The organism is Bacillus sp. EKM208B (assembly GCF_011800725.1).
Classification (GTDB): Bacteria; Bacillota; Bacilli; order Bacillales; family Bacillaceae; genus Bacillus; species Bacillus velezensis.
On record NZ_JAANHO010000003.1, the window covers coordinates 191,812 to 209,538 of the forward strand.

A 17,727-nucleotide genomic window follows, 5' to 3' on the forward strand; every position below is an offset into this window, starting at 1 on the left:
CGTCATTATATGTCAGGGCTGCTGTGATTGTGAGCTTGATGTGAAGATCTGCCTAATATGTTTCAGCCGCGAATCTCCCAGAACGATCGACGTCGATCCGATTTGAACCACGGACGCTGACGATACCCCTTGAACTTTCACATTCCTTACCCGAATTGAAGGGTTTTCATGGCAGAATGCGCTTTGGACTCCCGTTTCCGGTAACGGCATGACGGCCGGCTGCCGAAAGATCTGGTATTCTTTTTTGTTAAATGAGCCTTCATCATCTCTGTATACAGCAAGACTACGCTGATCGGCCAATACTTTGACCCGCATATTGATTTCATTCGTATCGCCTGCTTGAAAGACACTCGCAATTCCGACTGAATTGATTTTGGCGTTCCGGAGGCGTGAAATGCGCTTTAACATTATTCCGGCGCCAGCGGCACATAAGGCCCGATAATAAGAGATTCCGGAGGCGTGTCAAAGATGGAAGACAGATAGACGGAATCGGTGTCGCCGATTAATAATAAGGAAGAACTGGATACACCGGTAGACCGGATGTCGCCGACTTCAATATTCCGGTTAATCACTGTAAAAATCATGACGGATCATCACCTTTCATTTCACCAGGTATGTGCTTAATAAAGTGCTCGACGGCCCTGACAATATCACGCTTCACATGTTCGGCAATCTGCTCGGCATATTGCGCGGGCGCCGTATTTTCTTCTTTCGGGACATGGGACAGATAATACTGAATCCGGCTGTCCATCTGCTTTCTGATATCTTCAATAATATGATATTTGTTCGCTTCGTCCAGCCTGCTCTCATACTGAGTTTCGAGCTTCTCTAAAAGCGCGGGGATTTCTTCATTCAGGTACATATCGACGTTTTGGCGGATTTGCTGCATTTGCTGGCCCGCCTGTTCCTGCTGCATCATTCCGACCTGCGGAGATGTCTGGCCGACTTCGAAGTTTTGCACGGCATTCGGATCAGTCGGATTCAATCCGATATTCAGCGTTCCTTCCAGCCGTTCAATTTTCAGCTGATCAAATTTATACTCGAGCCGATCGATTCTTGTAGAAGGCTGCTGCTTCAGCGTTGAAATTTCATTTTGGAATTCTTTCAGCTGCCGTTCGAGCTCCTGAATCTGCTGCGCCTGCTGCTGGACGAAAGAATTTAAATTCTGCAGGTAGGATGAAACGGATTGATCATACATGACATTCACCTCGCGTCTCGTTTCCTTCATTAAAACTACCGGCTTGGCGGCTGGAGCGGTACAAATGATGAGGTGCCGGGACCTCCCCCTGTTGTTACAGTCTGCTGCCCCGCGGTGACAGGCGGCGCCGGCTCAACATAACTCCCTGTATTGTACAGATTGGAAAGAGATTTAATTGAACCGGCGCTTCCGATTTGCAGTATGGAGGAATTGCTGACAGATTCTACACGCATGTAATTGATATGGATCGACTGATTGACGTAAAAATTCATACGGCGCCTCCTTTATGCGTTTCCTGCCATCGGCTGATCGATTACATCATTATCGTACACATTCGTTGAATTTCTGTAATTCGTCAGTGTGAGATTGTCTCCGGTATTGAAACTGCCCGCTCCGGCAAATGTCTTAACCTCTGCTTTTGGAGAAATGGTGATGCAGTCGCCTATATGAACGACTCCGCTCGTACCGACGGCATTAATTTTAAACGCTCCGACAATTGCGGGCATACGAGCACATCCTTTTCGTGAAGATTTTCATGACTGCACTCCAGGAGCTTATCTGGGCTGCCTGCCTAAAATAGCTTATGACAAATGCACATTTTTGTGAGCGGAAAAAACTTTAGACGTAAAAACACCGGCGCTATACGCATGCCGGGCCTTATACATAAATGATACAGATTTATATACACATCACGTTTATGAGAAAGCCTCTTTTTTTCCTGCGGTGCGGCCGTGCTCAATCTGTACGGACGGGTTCAGCCCGCTGTCTTTCGTTTGTTGGATGAGCCCGCCCCGGCACCCGTTTAAAAGGCTGTCCAGCTCCTGGCTGCACCTGATGGTCTCCGTCGCATTGATTCCGAATTTTTGCGCTGTCTCGAATAAAGTTAATCTTTTTTCTTCAATTTTGTTCATCGTGTGATCTCCAATTCTCGATTATTTTGGAAAACATAGGATGATAATAGTATAACCCATTTTGTCCAAGAAGGTTTTATTTCGTCAATATGACTAAAAAAGTGACAATTTTTGATACTCTTTTACACTTATTTTCAGCCTGTTTAAAAGAGGAATTTCCCGCCCGGAGGAAGAATACATAAAGGAATGCCAGATTTAAAAATGATGGGGGATTAACATGAAATTTGCGACAGGGGAACTGAACAGCCGAACATTTGTCGGTCTGATCATTGATGATGACAAAATCTTAGATCTGCAAAAGGCTGAAAAAAAATTGTTTGAACTTGAGACGATTCCGGGTTCGCTGATCGAGTGCATTCAAAAAGGAGATAAGTTTGTCGCGCATGCCGGACAGCTTGCGGAATGGGCGAAAAAACCGAATGACGAGTCGGGTTCATTTATGTATGCGCTGTCTGACGTAAAGCTTTGCGCGCCTATTCCGAGACCTTCAAAGAACGTGATCTGCATCGGGAAAAATTATCGTGATCATGCCGTTGAAATGGGGAGTGAGGCTGATATACCGGAGCATCCCATGGTTTTTACGAAAGCCCCCGCTGCCGTTACAGGACACGGAGAAACAGTGCACAGCCACTTGGACGTAACGGAGCAGCTTGATTATGAAGGGGAGCTTGCGGTAATCATATCAAAAAGCGGATCGCACATCTCCAAAGAACATGCGCTTGATCATATATTCGGCTATACCATTGTAAATGATATAACAGCGCGCGATCTGCAGAAAAAACATAAACAGTTTTTTATCGGCAAAAGCCTGGATACGACATGCCCGATGGGCCCGGTCATTGTACATAAGTCGGCCGTCAGTGATCCGCAAAGCCTGAAAGTTGAAACGCGGGTGAACGGAGAACTGCGCCAATCAGGATCAACGGGTGACATGATTTTTCCGATAGCTGAATTAATCGAGACGCTGTCAAAAGGGATGACGCTTGAAGCCGGTGACATTATAGCGACGGGGACGCCGTCCGGTGTCGGAAAAGGGTTTAAGCCGCCGAAATTTTTAAAGCCGGGGGACCGCATTGACATTACAATTGAACCGATCGGCACGCTGTCGAACCAAATCGGATAATTGTGTGTCTTTCGCACGATTGATAATGCTCCGAGCGGCTTGTTGTGGTACCATAAGTGAGGCAGATTGATCTGATAGGGGGAATTGAACATAATGACACATTGGCATATTACTTCATGGGTCGTTGCGCTTATCCTGGTGTTTGTCAGCTACGGGCTGTACGGTGCCGGAAAAGCGAAGGGCGCAAAAATTACGCATATGATTCTGCGCTTATTCTACATTATTATTATTCTGACCGGAGCTGAGCTTTTCGTCCGTTTTGCGAATTGGAACGGAGAGTATGCCGGAAAAATGCTGCTCGGCATCATTACCATCGGACTGATGGAAATGCTCGTCATCCGCAAGAAAAAAGACAAATCAACCGGCGGACTGTGGATCGGATTTATTATCGTGCTCGTCCTGACAGTGCTGCTCGGCCTTCACTTGCCGATCGGCTTTCACGTATTTTAATCAGTCGCTTTAAAAACCCGGATGCATCCGGGTTTTTTTAGTTGCGCATACATTTTGCGCAACTGTGCCAGCGTCAATCACTCTTGTTACCGAAAAAGCTACGGCTGTAAAGGGTAAAAGCAAACGCCGGGCGTCAATCAGCGTGAAAACAAAGCTAAATACATCAGGCGGCACCTATTTAAAAGTGCCGCCTGTTTGTTACGCGGTGCCGTCTTGTTTTGCCGCTGAATACATAATGGAGCGCCGCCCGTCAGATGCCGTCCATTCAAATCTGTCGTGTTTACCCGAGCTGCCGCGGTGATGCTGCAGGGCGCATTGTGCGTCATCCGCCGAGAAGTGATAAAACGAAACGCCTTCACCGGAAAACAGCGCCTGATTGTAGGAAAATACGCAATCATATACAGACAGGCCGAACCCGTGAAGATGGCTGAGAAACAGCAGAAACGTTTCATCGTCCAGCGAATCGAGCAAGGTTAACAGCGGCCGTTTGACCGCCTTTTCATAACGGATTTCTTCCCCGCCGAGCAGGGGGATGGTGTCTGCGCCGATTTCGGCCGCACCGCCGCAAATCCGTGCCGGCTGCCATCTGCCGCCGCGTTTCATCAATACGTCTGCGTTTCCTAGACTGTCTGCAAGCAGGATATCGCCTTCATCGTTTTCGACGAGGCAGATGCCGTCCTCTATCAACAGGGTGCCGCGCCCCCATTTGTTTTTTTCTGAGAAAAGCTGTTTTCGTTTCATAACCGTGCCGGTCTCCTTTGTTTGTTTCTTCTCTTCCGTTCTTTCCAAATCGGGCTTGTCTCATACAACTCTTAGTGGGACAAATCAACTATCTGCGTTTCTTTGCATAAACTGGGTAAAGTGCTGATAGAAACGAATTTGATACCGACAGAAACGGGATTGGAGCTGATATCACATGTGTGGAATTGCGGGTTGGGTCGATTTTCAAAAGCAGCTCGTCCAAGAGAAACATATTATGAACAATATGATAGACACTCTTTCAAAACGAGGGCCTGATGATTCAAACGTCTGGGGAGAGCCCCATGTTTTATTCGGACATAAAAGACTTTCGGTCGTTGACATTGAAGGCGGCCGCCAGCCGATGGCCTGCACGCATCAAGAGGAAACGTACACGATCATTTATAATGGCGAGCTGTATAACACGGAGGAATTGCGGAAGGAGCTTCAGGCGAGGGGCCACCGTTTTGAGAGGACCTCTGATACAGAAGTGCTGCTGCACAGCTATATTGAGTGGCGGGAGGAGTGCGTGGACCGCTTGAACGGTATTTTCGCTTTTGCCATCTGGGATGAAAAGCGCAAGCGGCTGTTCGGGGCAAGAGACCGGCTCGGCGTCAAACCGTTTTTTTATAAAGAACACGGCTCTTCCTTTCTGTTTGGGTCGGAATTGAAAGCCATCCTTGCTCATCCTGATGTGAAAGCCCGCACAGACAGCGGCGGACTTGCGGAAGTATTCGGACTCGGGCCGTCCAGAACTCCGGGCTGCGGGGTGTTTAAAGGAATTCACGAGGTGCGTCCCGCCCATGCGTTCACTTTCTCAAAGGACGGTTTGTCCATATGGCGTTATTGGAATGTAAAGAGCGAAAAGCATACAGACAGCTTCGATGAAACCGCGGCTCACATTCGGTACTTATTTCAGGATGCAGTGACACGCCAGCTCGTATCTGACGTGCCGGTTTGCACGTTTTTATCAGGGGGGCTTGATTCGAGCGCGATAACCGCGATAGCCGCCGCTCATTTTGAGAAACAAGGCAGAGATCCCCTTCATACTTATTCAATTGATTATGAGGAGAACAGCAAATTTTTTAAAGCGAGCGCGTTTCAGCCGAATGATGACGGCCCGTGGATCGATAAAATGACAAATGCATTCGGCACACAGCATCATAAGTGCGTGATTACGCAGGATCAGCTGGTTGAACATCTGGAGGAATCCGTTCTCGTCAGAGACCTGCCGGGCATGGCTGATGTTGATTCCTCGCTATTATGGTTCTGCCGGGAAATTAAAAAAGATTTTGTCGTGAGCCTTTCCGGAGAATGTGCGGACGAAATTTTCGGCGGATATCCGTGGTTTCACACCGCGGCAGAAGAAGACGGATTTCCTTGGATGAGGTCGACTGAGGAGAGGATCACGCTCTTGGATGAAAAGTGGCAAAAACGGCTGAACCTTAGAGAATACGTGAATGCGAGATATGAAGAAACCATTGCGGAAACGCCGCTGTTAGACGGTGAGACGGGAACAGATAAAGCGAGACGGCAGCTGTTCTACTTAAATATGCTTTGGTTTATGACAAATCTGCTCGACCGCAAAGACCGCATGAGCATGGGCGCAAGTCTTGAAGTAAGGGTGCCGTTCGCCGACCACAGACTTGTGGAATACGTTTGGAATATTCCTTGGGAAATGAAAATGCATGGCAGCCGGGAAAAAGGCATCTTGCGGAAAGCGCTTGAAGGACTGCTTCCTGAAGATATTTTGTACCGCAAAAAAAGCCCTTATCCGAAAACGCATCACCCGAAATACACGCAGGGGGTCACAGAATGGCTGAAAACGATTTTACAACAGAAAGATTCCGTGCTTCACACCCTGCTTGACAGAAAGAAGCTGGAAATGCTGCTGGAGACAGAAGGTTCATCTTTTCAGGTTCCGTGGTTCGGCCAGTTGATGAAAGGCCCGCAGCTGATCGCCCATCTTGCCCAGATCCATACATGGTTTGAGGCGTACCGTATCGATATAGAAGAATAACAGTGCCGCGACCGGTTTCCGCTGAAGGATATCGGTCTTTTTATTGTGAAACATATGGTACACTAAAAAACAGAGGAGTGATACCATGACCGAATACGAAACATGCGCCCAGCTTGCCGAGGCGCACTTTCCTTTATATAAACGGACTTTCTCATCCCTGCCGCCAAAAAACAGGCGGGCCGCATGGGCGGTGCTTGCTTTGTTTCACGAAGCTGATCGGCTTGATGTGCAGGAACTTGAGGGATTTGAACAGGCGGCACAAGACTTTCTGAACGGGACAGGCGCCGACGGCTTTTTGTGGGAAGCGCTCGCCGATGTGCGGCAGCAATTTGCGCTTGAAGAAGAGCCGTTACGTGAGTTTATCGCCGGCCAAATCTCTGACAGAGAAAAAGTAACTTATCAAGAGTTTGATGACCTGCTGATGTACGCGGGCCAAACAGGCGGAGCCCTCGGCCTGCTGCTGCTGCCGGTTTGCGCGCGCCGGAACCAAGAGAAACTCCGCCATGCAGCCGTTTCATTAGGAGCAGCCATTCAGCTGACCCGGGTGCTTCTGGGGGTCCATACGGATGAGCGGGCGAAAAAGCGTCTCCCGCGCCAGGTAATGAAGCAATTCGGCTATACGGAAGAAGAGCTGGAGAGCCATACCGTCAACAAAGCTTTTATGAATGTATGGGAGTACATCGCATTCGAGGCCGAGGCGTATTTCGAGGAGGCGTCTGAAGCGCTGGAGCTGTTTCCGTTATACTCAAGGCCCGCCGTTACCGGTTTGCTGGCACATTACCGGTCAGAGCTCGGTGACATGAGAAAACAGCTTTCGCAAGCATAAAAAAACGCCCGGCTTCTTAACGAAGCTTCGGGCGTTTATGCAATCCCTTTTTGAATCCAAATCCGCGACCGCCATCTTCTGTACATAAGAATGCCTCTGACCCATTCATCCGCGATAAATGAAATCCAGATGCCCATAAGCCCTAATCCGAAATGGATGCCGAACAGATAAGCGAGAGGCAGTCCGATACCCCACATGGAAATCATCGCCATGTAAACGGGGAATTTTGCATCTCCGGCAGCCCGCAGCGAGTTGATGATAATGACATTAAATGAACGGCCGGGCTCAAGAATGATCGTCATGGCGATCAGCATGCTCGCCGTCGCAATAATGTCAGGGCTGCTTGTGAAAATTCCGATCAGCTGCTTTGAAAACAAGGTCATGATCACGGATGTCAAAGCGGCAATGCCAAGCGCCCAGTACAGACTTTTCATGCAGCGGTCATAAGCGTCGTCAAACCGTTTGGCGCCGATATATCTGCCGATCAAAATCTGTGTGCCCTGGCTGATCGCCGTTCCGAACAGCAGGATAAACATGGTGATGTTTTGCGTATAAACCTTTGTTGTAAGCGCCTGAGCGCCCATAATGGCGATAAAATAAGTGACAACCATTTGTGAAATGTTGTAAGACAGCTGTTCGCCGGCAGACGGAATCCCGATTTTCAGGAGTTTCCGCAAGTGCTCTTTATGGACGTGAAAAATCTTTTGCCATGTCAGACCGAGTCCGATGCGTTTTTTGACGATCACAACCATCGCGATCAGTCCGATGATCCGCGCAAAGGACGTTGACATCGCAACACCGGCGACGCCTAACACCGGAAGGCCGAGCGGCCCGAAAATGACAAGAAAGTTTCCGGCAATATTTAAAATATTCATCCCGATCGTAACGAACATCGTATCCTTCGTATGACCGTAGCTTTTTAAAATGGCACTGAATGTCATAATCAAAGCCTGAATGAAGGACAGCCCGCCGACCACCTGCAAAAAGACTTTGGCATCCGGCATCAATTCATTGGAAAGACCCATCACATGAAGCAGCGGAACGGCCGCAAAAAATATGGCGGCGCTGATGGCGAGACTGATGACAAAGTTCGCTCCTATTGATACATAAGCCACTTCCTGCGCCTCTTTTTTCTGTTTAGATCCTAAAAACTGTGAAATCACAATTGTCGTACCCGTAGCGATAAAGCTGAACATCACGATAATTAAATTTAAAATCTGATTGCTGACACCCACGGCCGCCACACTGTTGTCAGAGTATTGGCTAAGCATAAGAGTGTCGGCGTTTCCCATAAACATATATAATGAAACCTCAATAAATATCGGCCAAGTCAGCGCGTATAATGAGAGTTTGTGATCAGAGGATTGTTTGAACGCAGCCCGTTTTAAAATCGCTTGTTTCATTTCTTTTAACCCCTTTCCTGACAAAATCAACGTTTAAAAGTGTACCTCCATTTTCTTATAATAAAAAGGGAGAGAAACGAAACTTCTTGCAAAAATCCGACTTAAAAAGGAGGGCCGAAAATATGTCCTTTCTCGAGTTCACAGTTCCTCCGTTCCCGGTCTTTATCGCTGCGGGAGAAGGAGTGTTCAAAAAAGGCGAAACCCATGTGAGACGGGTCTTCCCGGTGTTTGATCTGCTGTATGTGAAAGAAGGCGTCCTCTACATTACAGAAGACGAAAACGCCTTTTCCGTTGAAGCGGGAGAATATATTCTGCTTTCTCCCGGGCTTGAACATTACGGGACAAAAGGCAGTGAAGAAACGACATCCTATTCGTGGCTTCATTTTGAAGGAGCGGATTATGAGGTGACGGAAACAACCGGGAACAACTGGTCGGAGCTGAGGCGAAAAAAAGGGAGCTTTGAAGAGCCGTCCCGCTACCGCCTGTCCCTGCCGCAAAAAGGGAAGGTGAGACGCCCGCAGTTTATGGCCGGGCAATTCAGTGTGCTGACCGATGACAGCGCAGAGAACTCCGATCTGCCGCTCAGAAAGCAGATTCTGTTTGAAGAGCTGCTGCTCCATCTTCAGAAAGAAGCGTTCCAAATCCCGTCCGCAAAGGAAAGAGTCGCATGGGAGGCCGCCCGGTACCTGCAGGAGCACTATCAGGAGAAAACAACCATCAAAGCGCTCTCTTCGGCTCTTCATTACAACCAAGACTACGTGACCCGCTGCATGCAGCAGGTGCTCGGCGTCACGCCCGGCCAGTATACGAACAAAGTCAGAATGACGGAGGCGAAACGTCTTTTGTCCGCAACCAATGACAAAATGGGGGCGATCGCGGACGCCATCGGCATGGAGGACCCAACCTATTTTTCCAAACTGTTTAAACAGATTGAAGGCATTTCGCCGCTTGAATACCGCAAATTCGTAAGCCGGAAAACGGACTGACCTAATACCAGAGAACAAAAAGAGGGATCGGTAAGCATGAAAATGACAATTTACGACGTGGCCGAAAAAGCGGGCGTCTCTATCTCGACGGTCTCGCGGGTCATCAACAATACGGGGAGGATCAGTGACAAAACCCGCCGGATGGTGCTCCGTGTCATGGAGGAGATGGACTATCATCCGAATGTTCACGCATCCGCTTTGACGGGCAAAAAGACGAATATGATCGGCCTGATCACCCCGGATATTTCAAACCCGTTTTTTGGGGAACTGGCGAAAAGCATTGAAGACAGTGCCGGTGTACTTGGGTTTCATATCATTATCTGTAGCACCGATTATCAGCCTGAAAAAGAAACGAAGTATTTTTCGATGCTGCGGCAGAAGCAGGCGGACGGCATTATTTTCGCGACGGGACTTGATCATGATGACAGCGTCACAGCGCTTGATGATATGGTGAAATCGGGCATCCCGCTTGCGATGATTACGCAGGATAAACCGCTCGCGCCGATGGACGTCGTCATTATCGATGACTTTCTCGGCGGCTATACGGCGGCTGAGCATCTCATATCTTTAGGCCATAAAAGAATTGCCTGTATCGTCGGCAACGGTTCGACGACGGGTGAAAGAGACAGAATCAAAGGCTTTCGAAAAGCGATGCGGGAAGCGGGGATGACACTAGATGAATCGCTGATCATACCGACGGAATATTCGCTGGAAAGCGGAAAACAGGCAGCGGGCGAGCTGTTTGACAGAGACCTTCCGACCGCCGTTTTCGCCTTTAATGACGTCTTGTCATGCGCGGCGATACAGGCGGCGCGCTCCCGGGGCATTCGGGTGCCGGAAGACTTGTCGGTCATCGGCTTTGACAATACCATTCTCGCTGAAATGACGGCACCGCCGCTCACGACGATTTCTCAGCCCATACGCGAAATGGGACGGCGTGTCGTTGAACTTCTCATTGATGAGATTCAAGGGAAGAAAAAAACAAAAAGCAAAATCATTTTATCTCCGGAACTCGTCATCAGGCATTCTACGGCACCGGCAAAAACGCGCCCTCAGCGATAAGGCGCGTTTTTTTCTGTGAAAAACATTGTCAAACGAGAGAAAAGCATTGTAAAATTAAAACAGATTTGAGAAAGCGCTTGCGCATATACTGCGGATTACAGAAAAGAAAGCAAACAGCTTGGGTTATAAATAAAGCGCTTTCAAAATGATGATTTCTGTTTAATAAGGGAAACCGCTTGCGCCATTGCGGCATGCGGCCTCAAGAAAAAAGGAGCGGTGATAGATGACAGATCAAGTCAGATGTGCGGTGCTGGGATTAGGACGATTAGGGTATTTTCATGCGAAGCATTTAGTCAGCGAAGTGCGGGGAGCCGAGCTTGCGGCCGTCTGTGACCCGATGAAGGGAAAGGCGGAAGCGTGTGCGAAAGAATTAGGAATCGCCAAATGGACGGAGAATCCGTATGACCTGTTGGAAGATCACACGATTGACGCCGTCATCATTGTCACACCGACAAGCACACATGCGGAAATGATCATGAAGGCTGCTGAAAACGGCAAGCACATCTTTGTTGAAAAGCCGCTCACCCTGAGTCTTGAGGAATCTAAAGAAGTCATGAAAAAAATCGAAGAAACGGGCGTCATCTGCCAGGTCGGTTTTATGAGGCGGTTTGATCCGGCATACGCCGACGCGAAAAGAAGAATCGACGCCGGGGAAATCGGCAGGCCCATTTATTATAAAGGATTTACAAGAGATCAAGGCGCACCGCCCGCGGAATTTATCAAACATAGCGGAGGGCTTTTCATTGACTGTTCGATTCATGATTACGACATCGCGAGATATCTCATGAATGCCGAAGTTACGTCCGTCTGCGGGCACGGGAGAATTTTAAAGCACCCGTTCATGGAGGAGTGCGGCGACGTTGATCAGGCATTAACGTATCTTGAATTTGATTCGGGCGCGGCCGGCGATGTGGAGGCAAGCCGAAATTCTCCGTACGGGCATGATATCCGCGCCGAAATTATCGGGACGGCGGGAAGCATCTTGGTCGGAACGCTGCGGAAAAGCCATGTCACCATTTTAACGGAGTCAGGCAGCAGCTACGAAATTATTCCGGATTTTCAAGCCCGCTTTAAAGACGCTTACCGTCTGGAGCTTGAGCACTTTGCCGAATGTGTGAAAAAAGGGGAAACGCCGATTGTGACAGACGTCGATGCCACGATTAACTTAGAAATCGGGATCGCCGCGACGGAATCGTTTAAAACCGGAAGGCCTGTAAAGCTTACCCCGGGCGCCTTCGGCTATGCCGGACTATGATAGATTCGAAGTGAAAAAGCAAAGGCCCGGGAGGCCTTTGCTTTTTTATGATTCGTATGAGAAAAAAATGTAGTCAGTCGGCACGCTTTTATAGCCCATTTGGTGAAGCATCGCGCTTATATTGCCGCGATGGTATGTGCCGTGATTCACAACATGCCGGATCACATCGGCATATGTCGTCCGGAGCGTTCCCATGCGCGGATGAGAAATGGAGATCGGGCCTTCCGTGTTCTCCAATTCTCTTAAAAATTCGCTGTATTCTTTGTCCAGTTCAGTCATTCTATGTTCAATCGCCTCAAAATCTCCGTCAAGCTTTTCAAATTGATCAAACTGCGAGACGATTTGTTCGTAAGTTTCTCCGTAAAGCACGTGAAGCCAAATGTAATCAGCCCGGTATATATGCACAAGCACGGCGTTCACAGTCGGAAAAACACTATCCAGTTTCTGCTGTAAGCTTGCCGCGGGCAGGGTCTTCAGATGCTGAATAACCTGCTCATTTGCCCATCTGTGGTAGTGATACAGCTTTAAAATGTCTGACATTCCAATTCCCCCTCTTCCTTCCGTACATTCAACATGACCTGGCCGAATTCCTTTTATCGAAACAAAAGCGCCGCAAAATAAAAAGCAGCACCCCACATCACCAATGCCGAGCATTTATTCAGGATGCCGCCCGCCGTTTCGTTTAATAAAAGATCACGTCACAATGGCTCCGAGCGCTTCTGCGAATGTCACGGCATGAGACGGAGAGATGCGGCATCCTTTCAGCTTATCAAGCGAGACGTGCAGATGATCAAATGTGCACGTGCTGATATCCATATTAAAAAGAGACGTGCCGATGAAGTTTGCGCCGTTCAAATCACAGACGTCAAGATCTGTGTATTCAAGAACGGCATCATTCCACTCACTTTCTGATAGGCCGCACGTGTCAAACCGTACATGCTTCATATTGGAATAGCTGAAGGAGCTGTAATGTGCGAGGCAGTCTTCAAACCGTACATGACGCATGGCGGAATCCGCCAGATTCAAGCCGAGAAGTTTTGAATGCTGAAACGCCGTTCTATGGATGATGCTTCCGCTGAAATCAGCGTTTGAGACATCACATTTGTCAAACAGGACATCCGTACATTCCATATGTCTGAAAGAGACATCCGTAAAAACGGTGTTTCTGAAAATGACTTTTTCGGCGCGCAGGCCGTCCAGTTTGCCGTTTATCACGGCGTTTTCTATGACGACTTCTTTTATGAGGTCGTCCTGAAGCGCTTCAGTAAAAGAAAGCACCGGCAATTCTTTCGGGATTTTCGGTTTTTGGATCGTATTCATCTCGTACTCCCTTTTCTAAACATAATAGCTGAAACCGGCAATTGGCAGATATCGCTTTCGACCCTGCCACCCTTGCCGAATGGCGTGTTGCTTACTGAACAAAGGGTAATATCAAAGCGGGATCGCGTCAATAGCGGCGCTTATAAAAGCTTCATTCCGTTTGAACGTCATCCGCCCACTGAAAGATAAAAACAAAGCCCTGATAAGAGGGCTTTTGTCTGTTTCAGGCGAGTTCTTTATACATGATCACATGCGGGCCGATGCCGGGTATGTCAAAGGGGCTGCCCGTGCTTTTCCAGCCGAGCTTTTCGTAATATCCCTTTACGTGACATCTGGCGTTGCACCAGACAAGCGCCGCCCCCATATCTGCCAGTTTCCGTTCCGCATAGGCGATTAACGTGCTTCCCGCTTTTTGCGTCCGGTATTCCTCAAGCGTCGCCATGCCGCGCAGCTGGTAGGCGGGCGCTGCCTGTAAAGCCTGCTGGTTCTGCGGGTAGAAAGAAGCGATGCTGATCAATGTTCCGTCGTAAAAACCTCCGAGATGAAAGGCTCCTTTGACGCTGTCCTGATCATATTTACAATCCTCAATCGTCTGATGGGGGCGCAGCACGCTGTGTCTGATCGCGTATGTGTCTTCTGCGGTGATGGGTTTTACTTCAACCATGAAAAAATCCTCCTTTGCTTGATTCTTTTTCTGTATCGTACCATGAAAAAGCCGCCTGTCATATCAGGCGGCCTCTTCCGCGTCAATGCAAATATACATCAGCCCGCTTTTCATCCTTTTGCTTAATATAAGCTGCAAGCTCTGACGTCAAATCAGAACGGAGAAACGGGGTGATTAAATAAATTCCGTTAAACAGTTCGCACGCCGTGTCGAGAAGCGACTTGGCGATGGCGAGGCCTTCGGCTTTCTGCTTTCGCTTGTCTTCGCCGGCGAGCGCCATTTTTTCGCGGATGCTGTCTGACAGCTTAATGCCCGGGATTTCATGATGAATGAACTCTGCGTTGCGGCTGCTCGTTAACGGCATGATTCCGATATACACCGGTGTTTTGAGATGCTTCGTTTCATGATGAATGTCAATGAGCTGCTGCTCCGAGTAGACAGGCTGGGACACGAAGTAGTCAGCTCCGCACTCGATTTTTTTCTCCAGCCGTTTGACTGCTTTATCAAGATGGCGGACATTCGGATTAAATGCTCCGGCTACGGAAAAGTTCGTTTTCTTGCCGAGCGGTTTCCCTGATAAAGAAATGCCCTCGTTGAATTGTTTAATCAGCCTGATCAAATCAAAGGACGTTAAATCATAGACGGAGGTAGCCCCCGGAAAGTCACCGATTTTTGAAGGATCACCCGTGATGGCTAAAATGTCGGTGAGCCCGAGCGTATCCAGCCCCATTAAATGTGACTGAAGGCCGATGATGTTGCGGTCTCTGCATGTAATGTGAACGAGAGAACGGATATCAAGGCGCTCTTTCAGCAATGAACCGCACGCGGCATTACTGATCCGCGGTGTCGCCAATGAATTGTCGGCGAGCGTCAGCGCTTCTATGCCGGTTTCTTTTAATTCAGCCGCCGCTTGCAGAAATTTGTCAAAATTCAATTTCTTCGGCGGATCAAGCTCTACGATAATTGACCGTTTTTGAGCGGCGATTTCGTTTAAACCAGGCTCGGTCCGTTCATTACGGACTGAGATGACTTCCTCTTCCCGTCTGATTTTCACTTCTTTATCAGTGACGGGAGAAAGTCCGCGGACCGCTTCAGCCATGGCTCTGATATGGTTTGGCGTCGTACCGCAGCAGCCGCCGATAATGCGCGCGCCCTGAGTGCGGAACTGTACGGCGCTCTCCCGGAAATAGGCATCGTCCGTATCATAAACAAGCCGGCCTTCTTCTAAAGACGGAAGGCTGCTGTTCGGATAGACCGATAAATAAGCGTCACGGAAAATCGGCACTTCGGTGAGCGCTTCAATCATGTGGTACGGGCCGAGCCGGCAATTGATTCCCGTTATGTCAGCGCCGAGATCGGCAATGGACCTGAGGGCTTCCCGAAGCGGCGTTCCGTCCTGCAGAACGCCCTGTTCGTGCATGGATACGTTCAGCATAATCGGAAGTTCCGTTTCTTTTCTCGCGATCTTCAGCACTTCACGCGCCTCTTCTAAATCATAGTATGTTTCCAGAAGCAGACCGTCCGGCTCTTCGTGCAGCAATAAATAAAGCTGCTCCCGAAAGCTGCGTTTAATCTCCTCCAGGCTGTAGGCGTTTTTGTTAAAGGTGCGGATGCCGCCCATCGTTCCCAATACATAAGCGCCGTCTGAGGAAGCGCGCGCGATTCTGACCGCCTCCTGATTGATTTTTTTCGTTTCATCCTCAAGTCCGTATCTTGAGAGCTTAATAAAATTCGCGCCGTACGTATTTGTCTGGATGATGTCTGCCCCGGCTTCCACGTAAGCCTTATGTATCCGCTTGATTTCTTCGGGCTTTGATACGTTCAGTTCCTCAAAACATCTGTCAATGCCGTAGGAATAGAGGAGAGTGCCCATCGCGCCGTCCCCGATTAAAATCCGTTCTTCTAAGTCTTGTAATAGTCCCATTGTTTGCCTCCTTCATCACATTCAGCAAGGAAAAAAGAGAAATAAAAAAAGTCTTCTTAAGAAGAAGACTTTGTAATCATTTGTCTCTCTTCTTATCTTCCAAGCTGTTTTTAGCTTGCTGGATTTAGCACCTTGGTCATGGTTTGGGTAAACCACTACACCGGTTGCTGAAGCGTCGTCGGGCCAGTCCCTCGGCTTCTCTTGATAAGAACGTTCATGTAATTGTCATGGGTTTCCAAAACTTAACTGTGAAAATCCCTTTCTCCAAATTTACCGAAAATAGAGACAATAATCAATAGGAATCACATAATTTATCTAAAATTAATAAATTGAACGTCAATCGGCAGGTCTGCTCCGCGGACGGCTGCAATAATCTGCTGCAGATCATCTTTATTTTTTCCGGTGACGCGCACTTGGTCGTCCTGAATCTGCGACTTGACCTTCAAGCCGGAGTTTTTAATCACCGCGTTGATTTTTTTGGCATTGTCTTTATCAATGCCCTGTACAAGCTTCGCGCGCTGGCGCACCGTGCCTCCAGTTGCATTTTCGATTTTGCCGTATTCAATGTTTTTCGTCGGCACGTCCCGTTTGATCAGCTTGCCGCTCAGCACATCTTTGAGCTGATTCAGTTTAAACTCGTCATCAGAAATCAGGACAAGTTCTTCCTTTTCTAACTTCACATCGCTTTTCGATCCTTTAAAGTCATAGCGCGTGCCGATTTCTTTCAGCGTCATCTGAATCGCATTCTGCACTTCGGGAAATTCAACTTTGGATACAATATCAAAAGAACTTTCTTTTGCCATGAGAAAACCTCCTATAACATTTCACTTATGAGTTGATTATAGTAGAATAAAGAGAAATGTCCAACAGCATAAAGCATGAATTTATGCATATTGGAAAAAATGAGAAAAACATCAGCCTCATACGGGCGAATCAGGAAGGACGATAACATGAGACCAGGGCAGCAGCTCACGCTTAGTATAGATCACCAAACCGATTTCGGTTATTTTTTAACTGACGGCGAGGATACGGTTCTTTTACATAACAGTGAAATCACAGAGGATATCGAAGACAGAGATGAAGTGGACGTATTTATTTACGTCGATCATCAGGAAAGACTCGCGGCGACGATGAAAAAGCCGCTCATCAGCTTTTATGACTACGGATGGGTGGAAGTGACGGACGCTGTGGAAGATATGGGCGTATTCGTCGACGTCGGTCTGTCAAAAGACGCGCTCGTCGCAACGGAGCACCTGCCTCCGTACAAATCCGTCTGGCCGCAAAAAGGAGACAGACTGTATTGCATGCTGAAGGTGACAAGCCGCGGGCGCATGTTTGCCAAACCGGCGCCTGAGGATATCATCAGTGAATTATTTACGGATGCAGAGGAAGACGTCATGAATAAAGACCTGACAGGCACGGTGTACAGACTGATCGCATCAGGCTCTTTTCTGATTACCGATGAAGGCATCCGCGCGTTTATTCACCCTTCAGAAAGAAAAGAAGAGCCGAGACTCGGCAGCCGCGTGACAGGGCGTGTCATCGAGGTAAAGGAAGACGGCTCCGTCAACATGTCCCTGCTGCCGAGAAAGCAGGATGCGCTTTCGGTTGACGCGGAAGAAATTCTGACCTATCTGAGATCAAGAAACGGCGCGATGCCTTACGGAGACAAAAGCCATCCTGACGATATCCGCGAACGGTTTCATTTAAGCAAAGCCGCCTTTAAGCGGGCGCTCGGGCATCTGATGAAAAACGGCAAGGTCTATCAGGAAGACGGCTGGACATACGAAAAACAATAAATGTTCTGCAAAAACATCGGTGAACCAAAACCGATGTTTTTTATTTTC

The 17,727-nt window shown here is 48.4% G+C and carries 21 protein-coding genes and 1 riboswitch; of the genes, 8 read left to right on the forward strand and 13 right to left on the reverse strand.

What is annotated here, in order from left to right; all coding sequences use genetic code 11:
• Positions 1-12 precede the first annotated feature (12 nt).
• The 6 genes from G9F75_RS06355 to G9F75_RS06380 all read right to left on the reverse strand — a co-directional run bounded on the left by G9F75_RS06355 (position 13) and on the right by G9F75_RS06380 (position 2,109).
• The gene (locus tag G9F75_RS06355; protein ID WP_014417372.1) at positions 13-408 is read right to left on the reverse strand and encodes a spore germination protein GerPE; all 396 of its coding nucleotides are present in this window, start codon (positions 406-408) and stop codon (positions 13-15) included.
• Positions 408-584 carry a hypothetical protein gene (locus tag G9F75_RS06360; protein WP_003155141.1) on the reverse strand — a complete coding sequence of 59 codons (177 nt, stop codon included), beginning with the start codon at positions 582-584 and terminating at the stop codon, positions 408-410. The genes G9F75_RS06355 and G9F75_RS06360 overlap by 1 nt, the downstream gene beginning before the upstream one ends.
• A complete protein-coding gene (gerPC, locus tag G9F75_RS06365; RefSeq protein ID WP_014417373.1) occupies positions 581-1,198 on the reverse strand; it encodes a spore germination protein GerPC in 618 nt (205 codons plus the stop codon). The genes G9F75_RS06360 and gerPC overlap by 4 nt, the downstream gene beginning before the upstream one ends.
• 35 nt (positions 1,199-1,233) lie before the next feature.
• Positions 1,234-1,470: a spore germination protein GerPB gene (locus G9F75_RS06370; protein WP_007409164.1), complete on the reverse strand. Its 237-nt coding sequence runs from the start codon at positions 1,468-1,470 to the stop codon at positions 1,234-1,236.
• A gap of 12 nt (positions 1,471-1,482) precedes the next feature.
• Positions 1,483-1,704, reverse strand: coding sequence for a spore germination protein (locus tag G9F75_RS06375; RefSeq protein ID WP_003155135.1), 222 nt, complete (start codon positions 1,702-1,704; stop codon positions 1,483-1,485).
• 189 nt (positions 1,705-1,893) lie between these two features.
• Positions 1,894-2,109: an aspartyl-phosphate phosphatase Spo0E family protein gene (locus tag G9F75_RS06380; protein ID WP_014417374.1), complete on the reverse strand. Its 216-nt coding sequence runs from the start codon at positions 2,107-2,109 to the stop codon at positions 1,894-1,896.
• Between the two features lie 217 nt (positions 2,110-2,326).
• Between G9F75_RS06380 and G9F75_RS06385 the strand changes: the two genes are divergently transcribed.
• Both G9F75_RS06385 and G9F75_RS06390 read left to right on the forward strand, forming a co-directional pair.
• The gene (locus G9F75_RS06385) at positions 2,327-3,232 is read left to right on the forward strand and encodes a fumarylacetoacetate hydrolase family protein (RefSeq protein WP_088056535.1); all 906 of its coding nucleotides are present in this window, start codon (positions 2,327-2,329) and stop codon (positions 3,230-3,232) included.
• 93 nt (positions 3,233-3,325) lie between these two features.
• On the forward strand, positions 3,326-3,682 hold the full coding sequence (locus G9F75_RS06390) for a YisL family protein (protein WP_061862054.1): 357 nt from the start codon (positions 3,326-3,328) through the stop codon (positions 3,680-3,682).
• Positions 3,683-3,880: 198 nt separating this feature from the next.
• Here the strand turns inward: G9F75_RS06390 and G9F75_RS06395 are convergent, their stop codons facing one another.
• Entirely contained in the window at positions 3,881-4,423 is a 543-nt protein-coding gene (locus tag G9F75_RS06395) for a DUF2777 family protein (protein ID WP_167408974.1), read from the reverse strand.
• A gap of 175 nt (positions 4,424-4,598) precedes the next feature.
• Between G9F75_RS06395 and asnB the strand changes: the two genes are divergently transcribed.
• Positions 4,599-6,440: an asparagine synthase (glutamine-hydrolyzing) gene (gene asnB, locus G9F75_RS06400; protein WP_025284535.1), complete on the forward strand. Its 1,842-nt coding sequence runs from the start codon at positions 4,599-4,601 to the stop codon at positions 6,438-6,440.
• 85 nt (positions 6,441-6,525) lie between these two features.
• Positions 6,526-7,266, forward strand: a complete 741-nt coding sequence (locus G9F75_RS06405) for a squalene/phytoene synthase family protein (protein WP_095060880.1) — start codon at positions 6,526-6,528, stop codon at positions 7,264-7,266.
• A gap of 35 nt (positions 7,267-7,301) precedes the next feature.
• Here G9F75_RS06405 and G9F75_RS06410 read toward each other — a convergent pair whose 3' ends face one another.
• Complete coding sequence (locus G9F75_RS06410; protein ID WP_022553576.1) at positions 7,302-8,669, reverse strand: MATE family efflux transporter; 1,368 nt, start codon at positions 8,667-8,669, stop codon at positions 7,302-7,304.
• 122 nt (positions 8,670-8,791) lie between these two features.
• Between G9F75_RS06410 and G9F75_RS06415 the strand changes: the two genes are divergently transcribed.
• From G9F75_RS06415 to iolX, 3 genes are all read left to right on the forward strand, one after another.
• A complete protein-coding gene (locus G9F75_RS06415) occupies positions 8,792-9,655 on the forward strand; it encodes an AraC family transcriptional regulator (protein ID WP_044053084.1) in 864 nt (287 codons plus the stop codon).
• A 36-nt stretch (positions 9,656-9,691) separates the two neighbouring features.
• Complete coding sequence (locus tag G9F75_RS06420; RefSeq protein WP_121984153.1) at positions 9,692-10,717, forward strand: LacI family DNA-binding transcriptional regulator; 1,026 nt, start codon at positions 9,692-9,694, stop codon at positions 10,715-10,717.
• Positions 10,718-10,940: 223 nt separating this feature from the next.
• Entirely contained in the window at positions 10,941-11,972 is a 1,032-nt protein-coding gene (gene iolX / locus G9F75_RS06425) for a scyllo-inositol 2-dehydrogenase (RefSeq protein ID WP_017417427.1), read from the forward strand.
• Positions 11,973-12,017: 45 nt separating this feature from the next.
• Here iolX and G9F75_RS06430 read toward each other — a convergent pair whose 3' ends face one another.
• The 5 genes from G9F75_RS06430 to G9F75_RS06450 form a co-directional block, all read right to left on the reverse strand.
• Complete coding sequence (locus G9F75_RS06430) at positions 12,018-12,512, reverse strand: DinB family protein (RefSeq protein ID WP_022553575.1); 495 nt, start codon at positions 12,510-12,512, stop codon at positions 12,018-12,020.
• A 153-nt stretch (positions 12,513-12,665) separates the two neighbouring features.
• Positions 12,666-13,292 carry a pentapeptide repeat-containing protein gene (locus G9F75_RS06435; RefSeq protein ID WP_088056528.1) on the reverse strand — a complete coding sequence of 209 codons (627 nt, stop codon included), beginning with the start codon at positions 13,290-13,292 and terminating at the stop codon, positions 12,666-12,668.
• A 223-nt stretch (positions 13,293-13,515) separates the two neighbouring features.
• Positions 13,516-13,956, reverse strand: coding sequence for a GNAT family N-acetyltransferase (locus G9F75_RS06440; RefSeq protein WP_007409151.1), 441 nt, complete (start codon positions 13,954-13,956; stop codon positions 13,516-13,518).
• An 82-nt stretch (positions 13,957-14,038) separates the two neighbouring features.
• The gene (locus tag G9F75_RS06445) at positions 14,039-15,880 is read right to left on the reverse strand and encodes a bifunctional homocysteine S-methyltransferase/methylenetetrahydrofolate reductase (protein ID WP_014417388.1); all 1,842 of its coding nucleotides are present in this window, start codon (positions 15,878-15,880) and stop codon (positions 14,039-14,041) included.
• A gap of 89 nt (positions 15,881-15,969) precedes the next feature.
• Positions 15,970-16,091: riboswitch (SAM riboswitch) on the reverse strand.
• 100 nt (positions 16,092-16,191) lie between these two features.
• Positions 16,192-16,683: a YajQ family cyclic di-GMP-binding protein gene (locus G9F75_RS06450; RefSeq protein WP_014417389.1), complete on the reverse strand. Its 492-nt coding sequence runs from the start codon at positions 16,681-16,683 to the stop codon at positions 16,192-16,194.
• Between the two features lie 99 nt (positions 16,684-16,782).
• Here G9F75_RS06450 and G9F75_RS06455 point away from each other — a divergent pair, with 99 nt between their 5' ends.
• Positions 16,783-17,679 carry a CvfB family protein gene (locus tag G9F75_RS06455; protein ID WP_170936341.1) on the forward strand — a complete coding sequence of 299 codons (897 nt, stop codon included), beginning with the start codon at positions 16,783-16,785 and terminating at the stop codon, positions 17,677-17,679.
• The last annotated feature ends 48 nt before the right edge of the window (positions 17,680-17,727 follow it).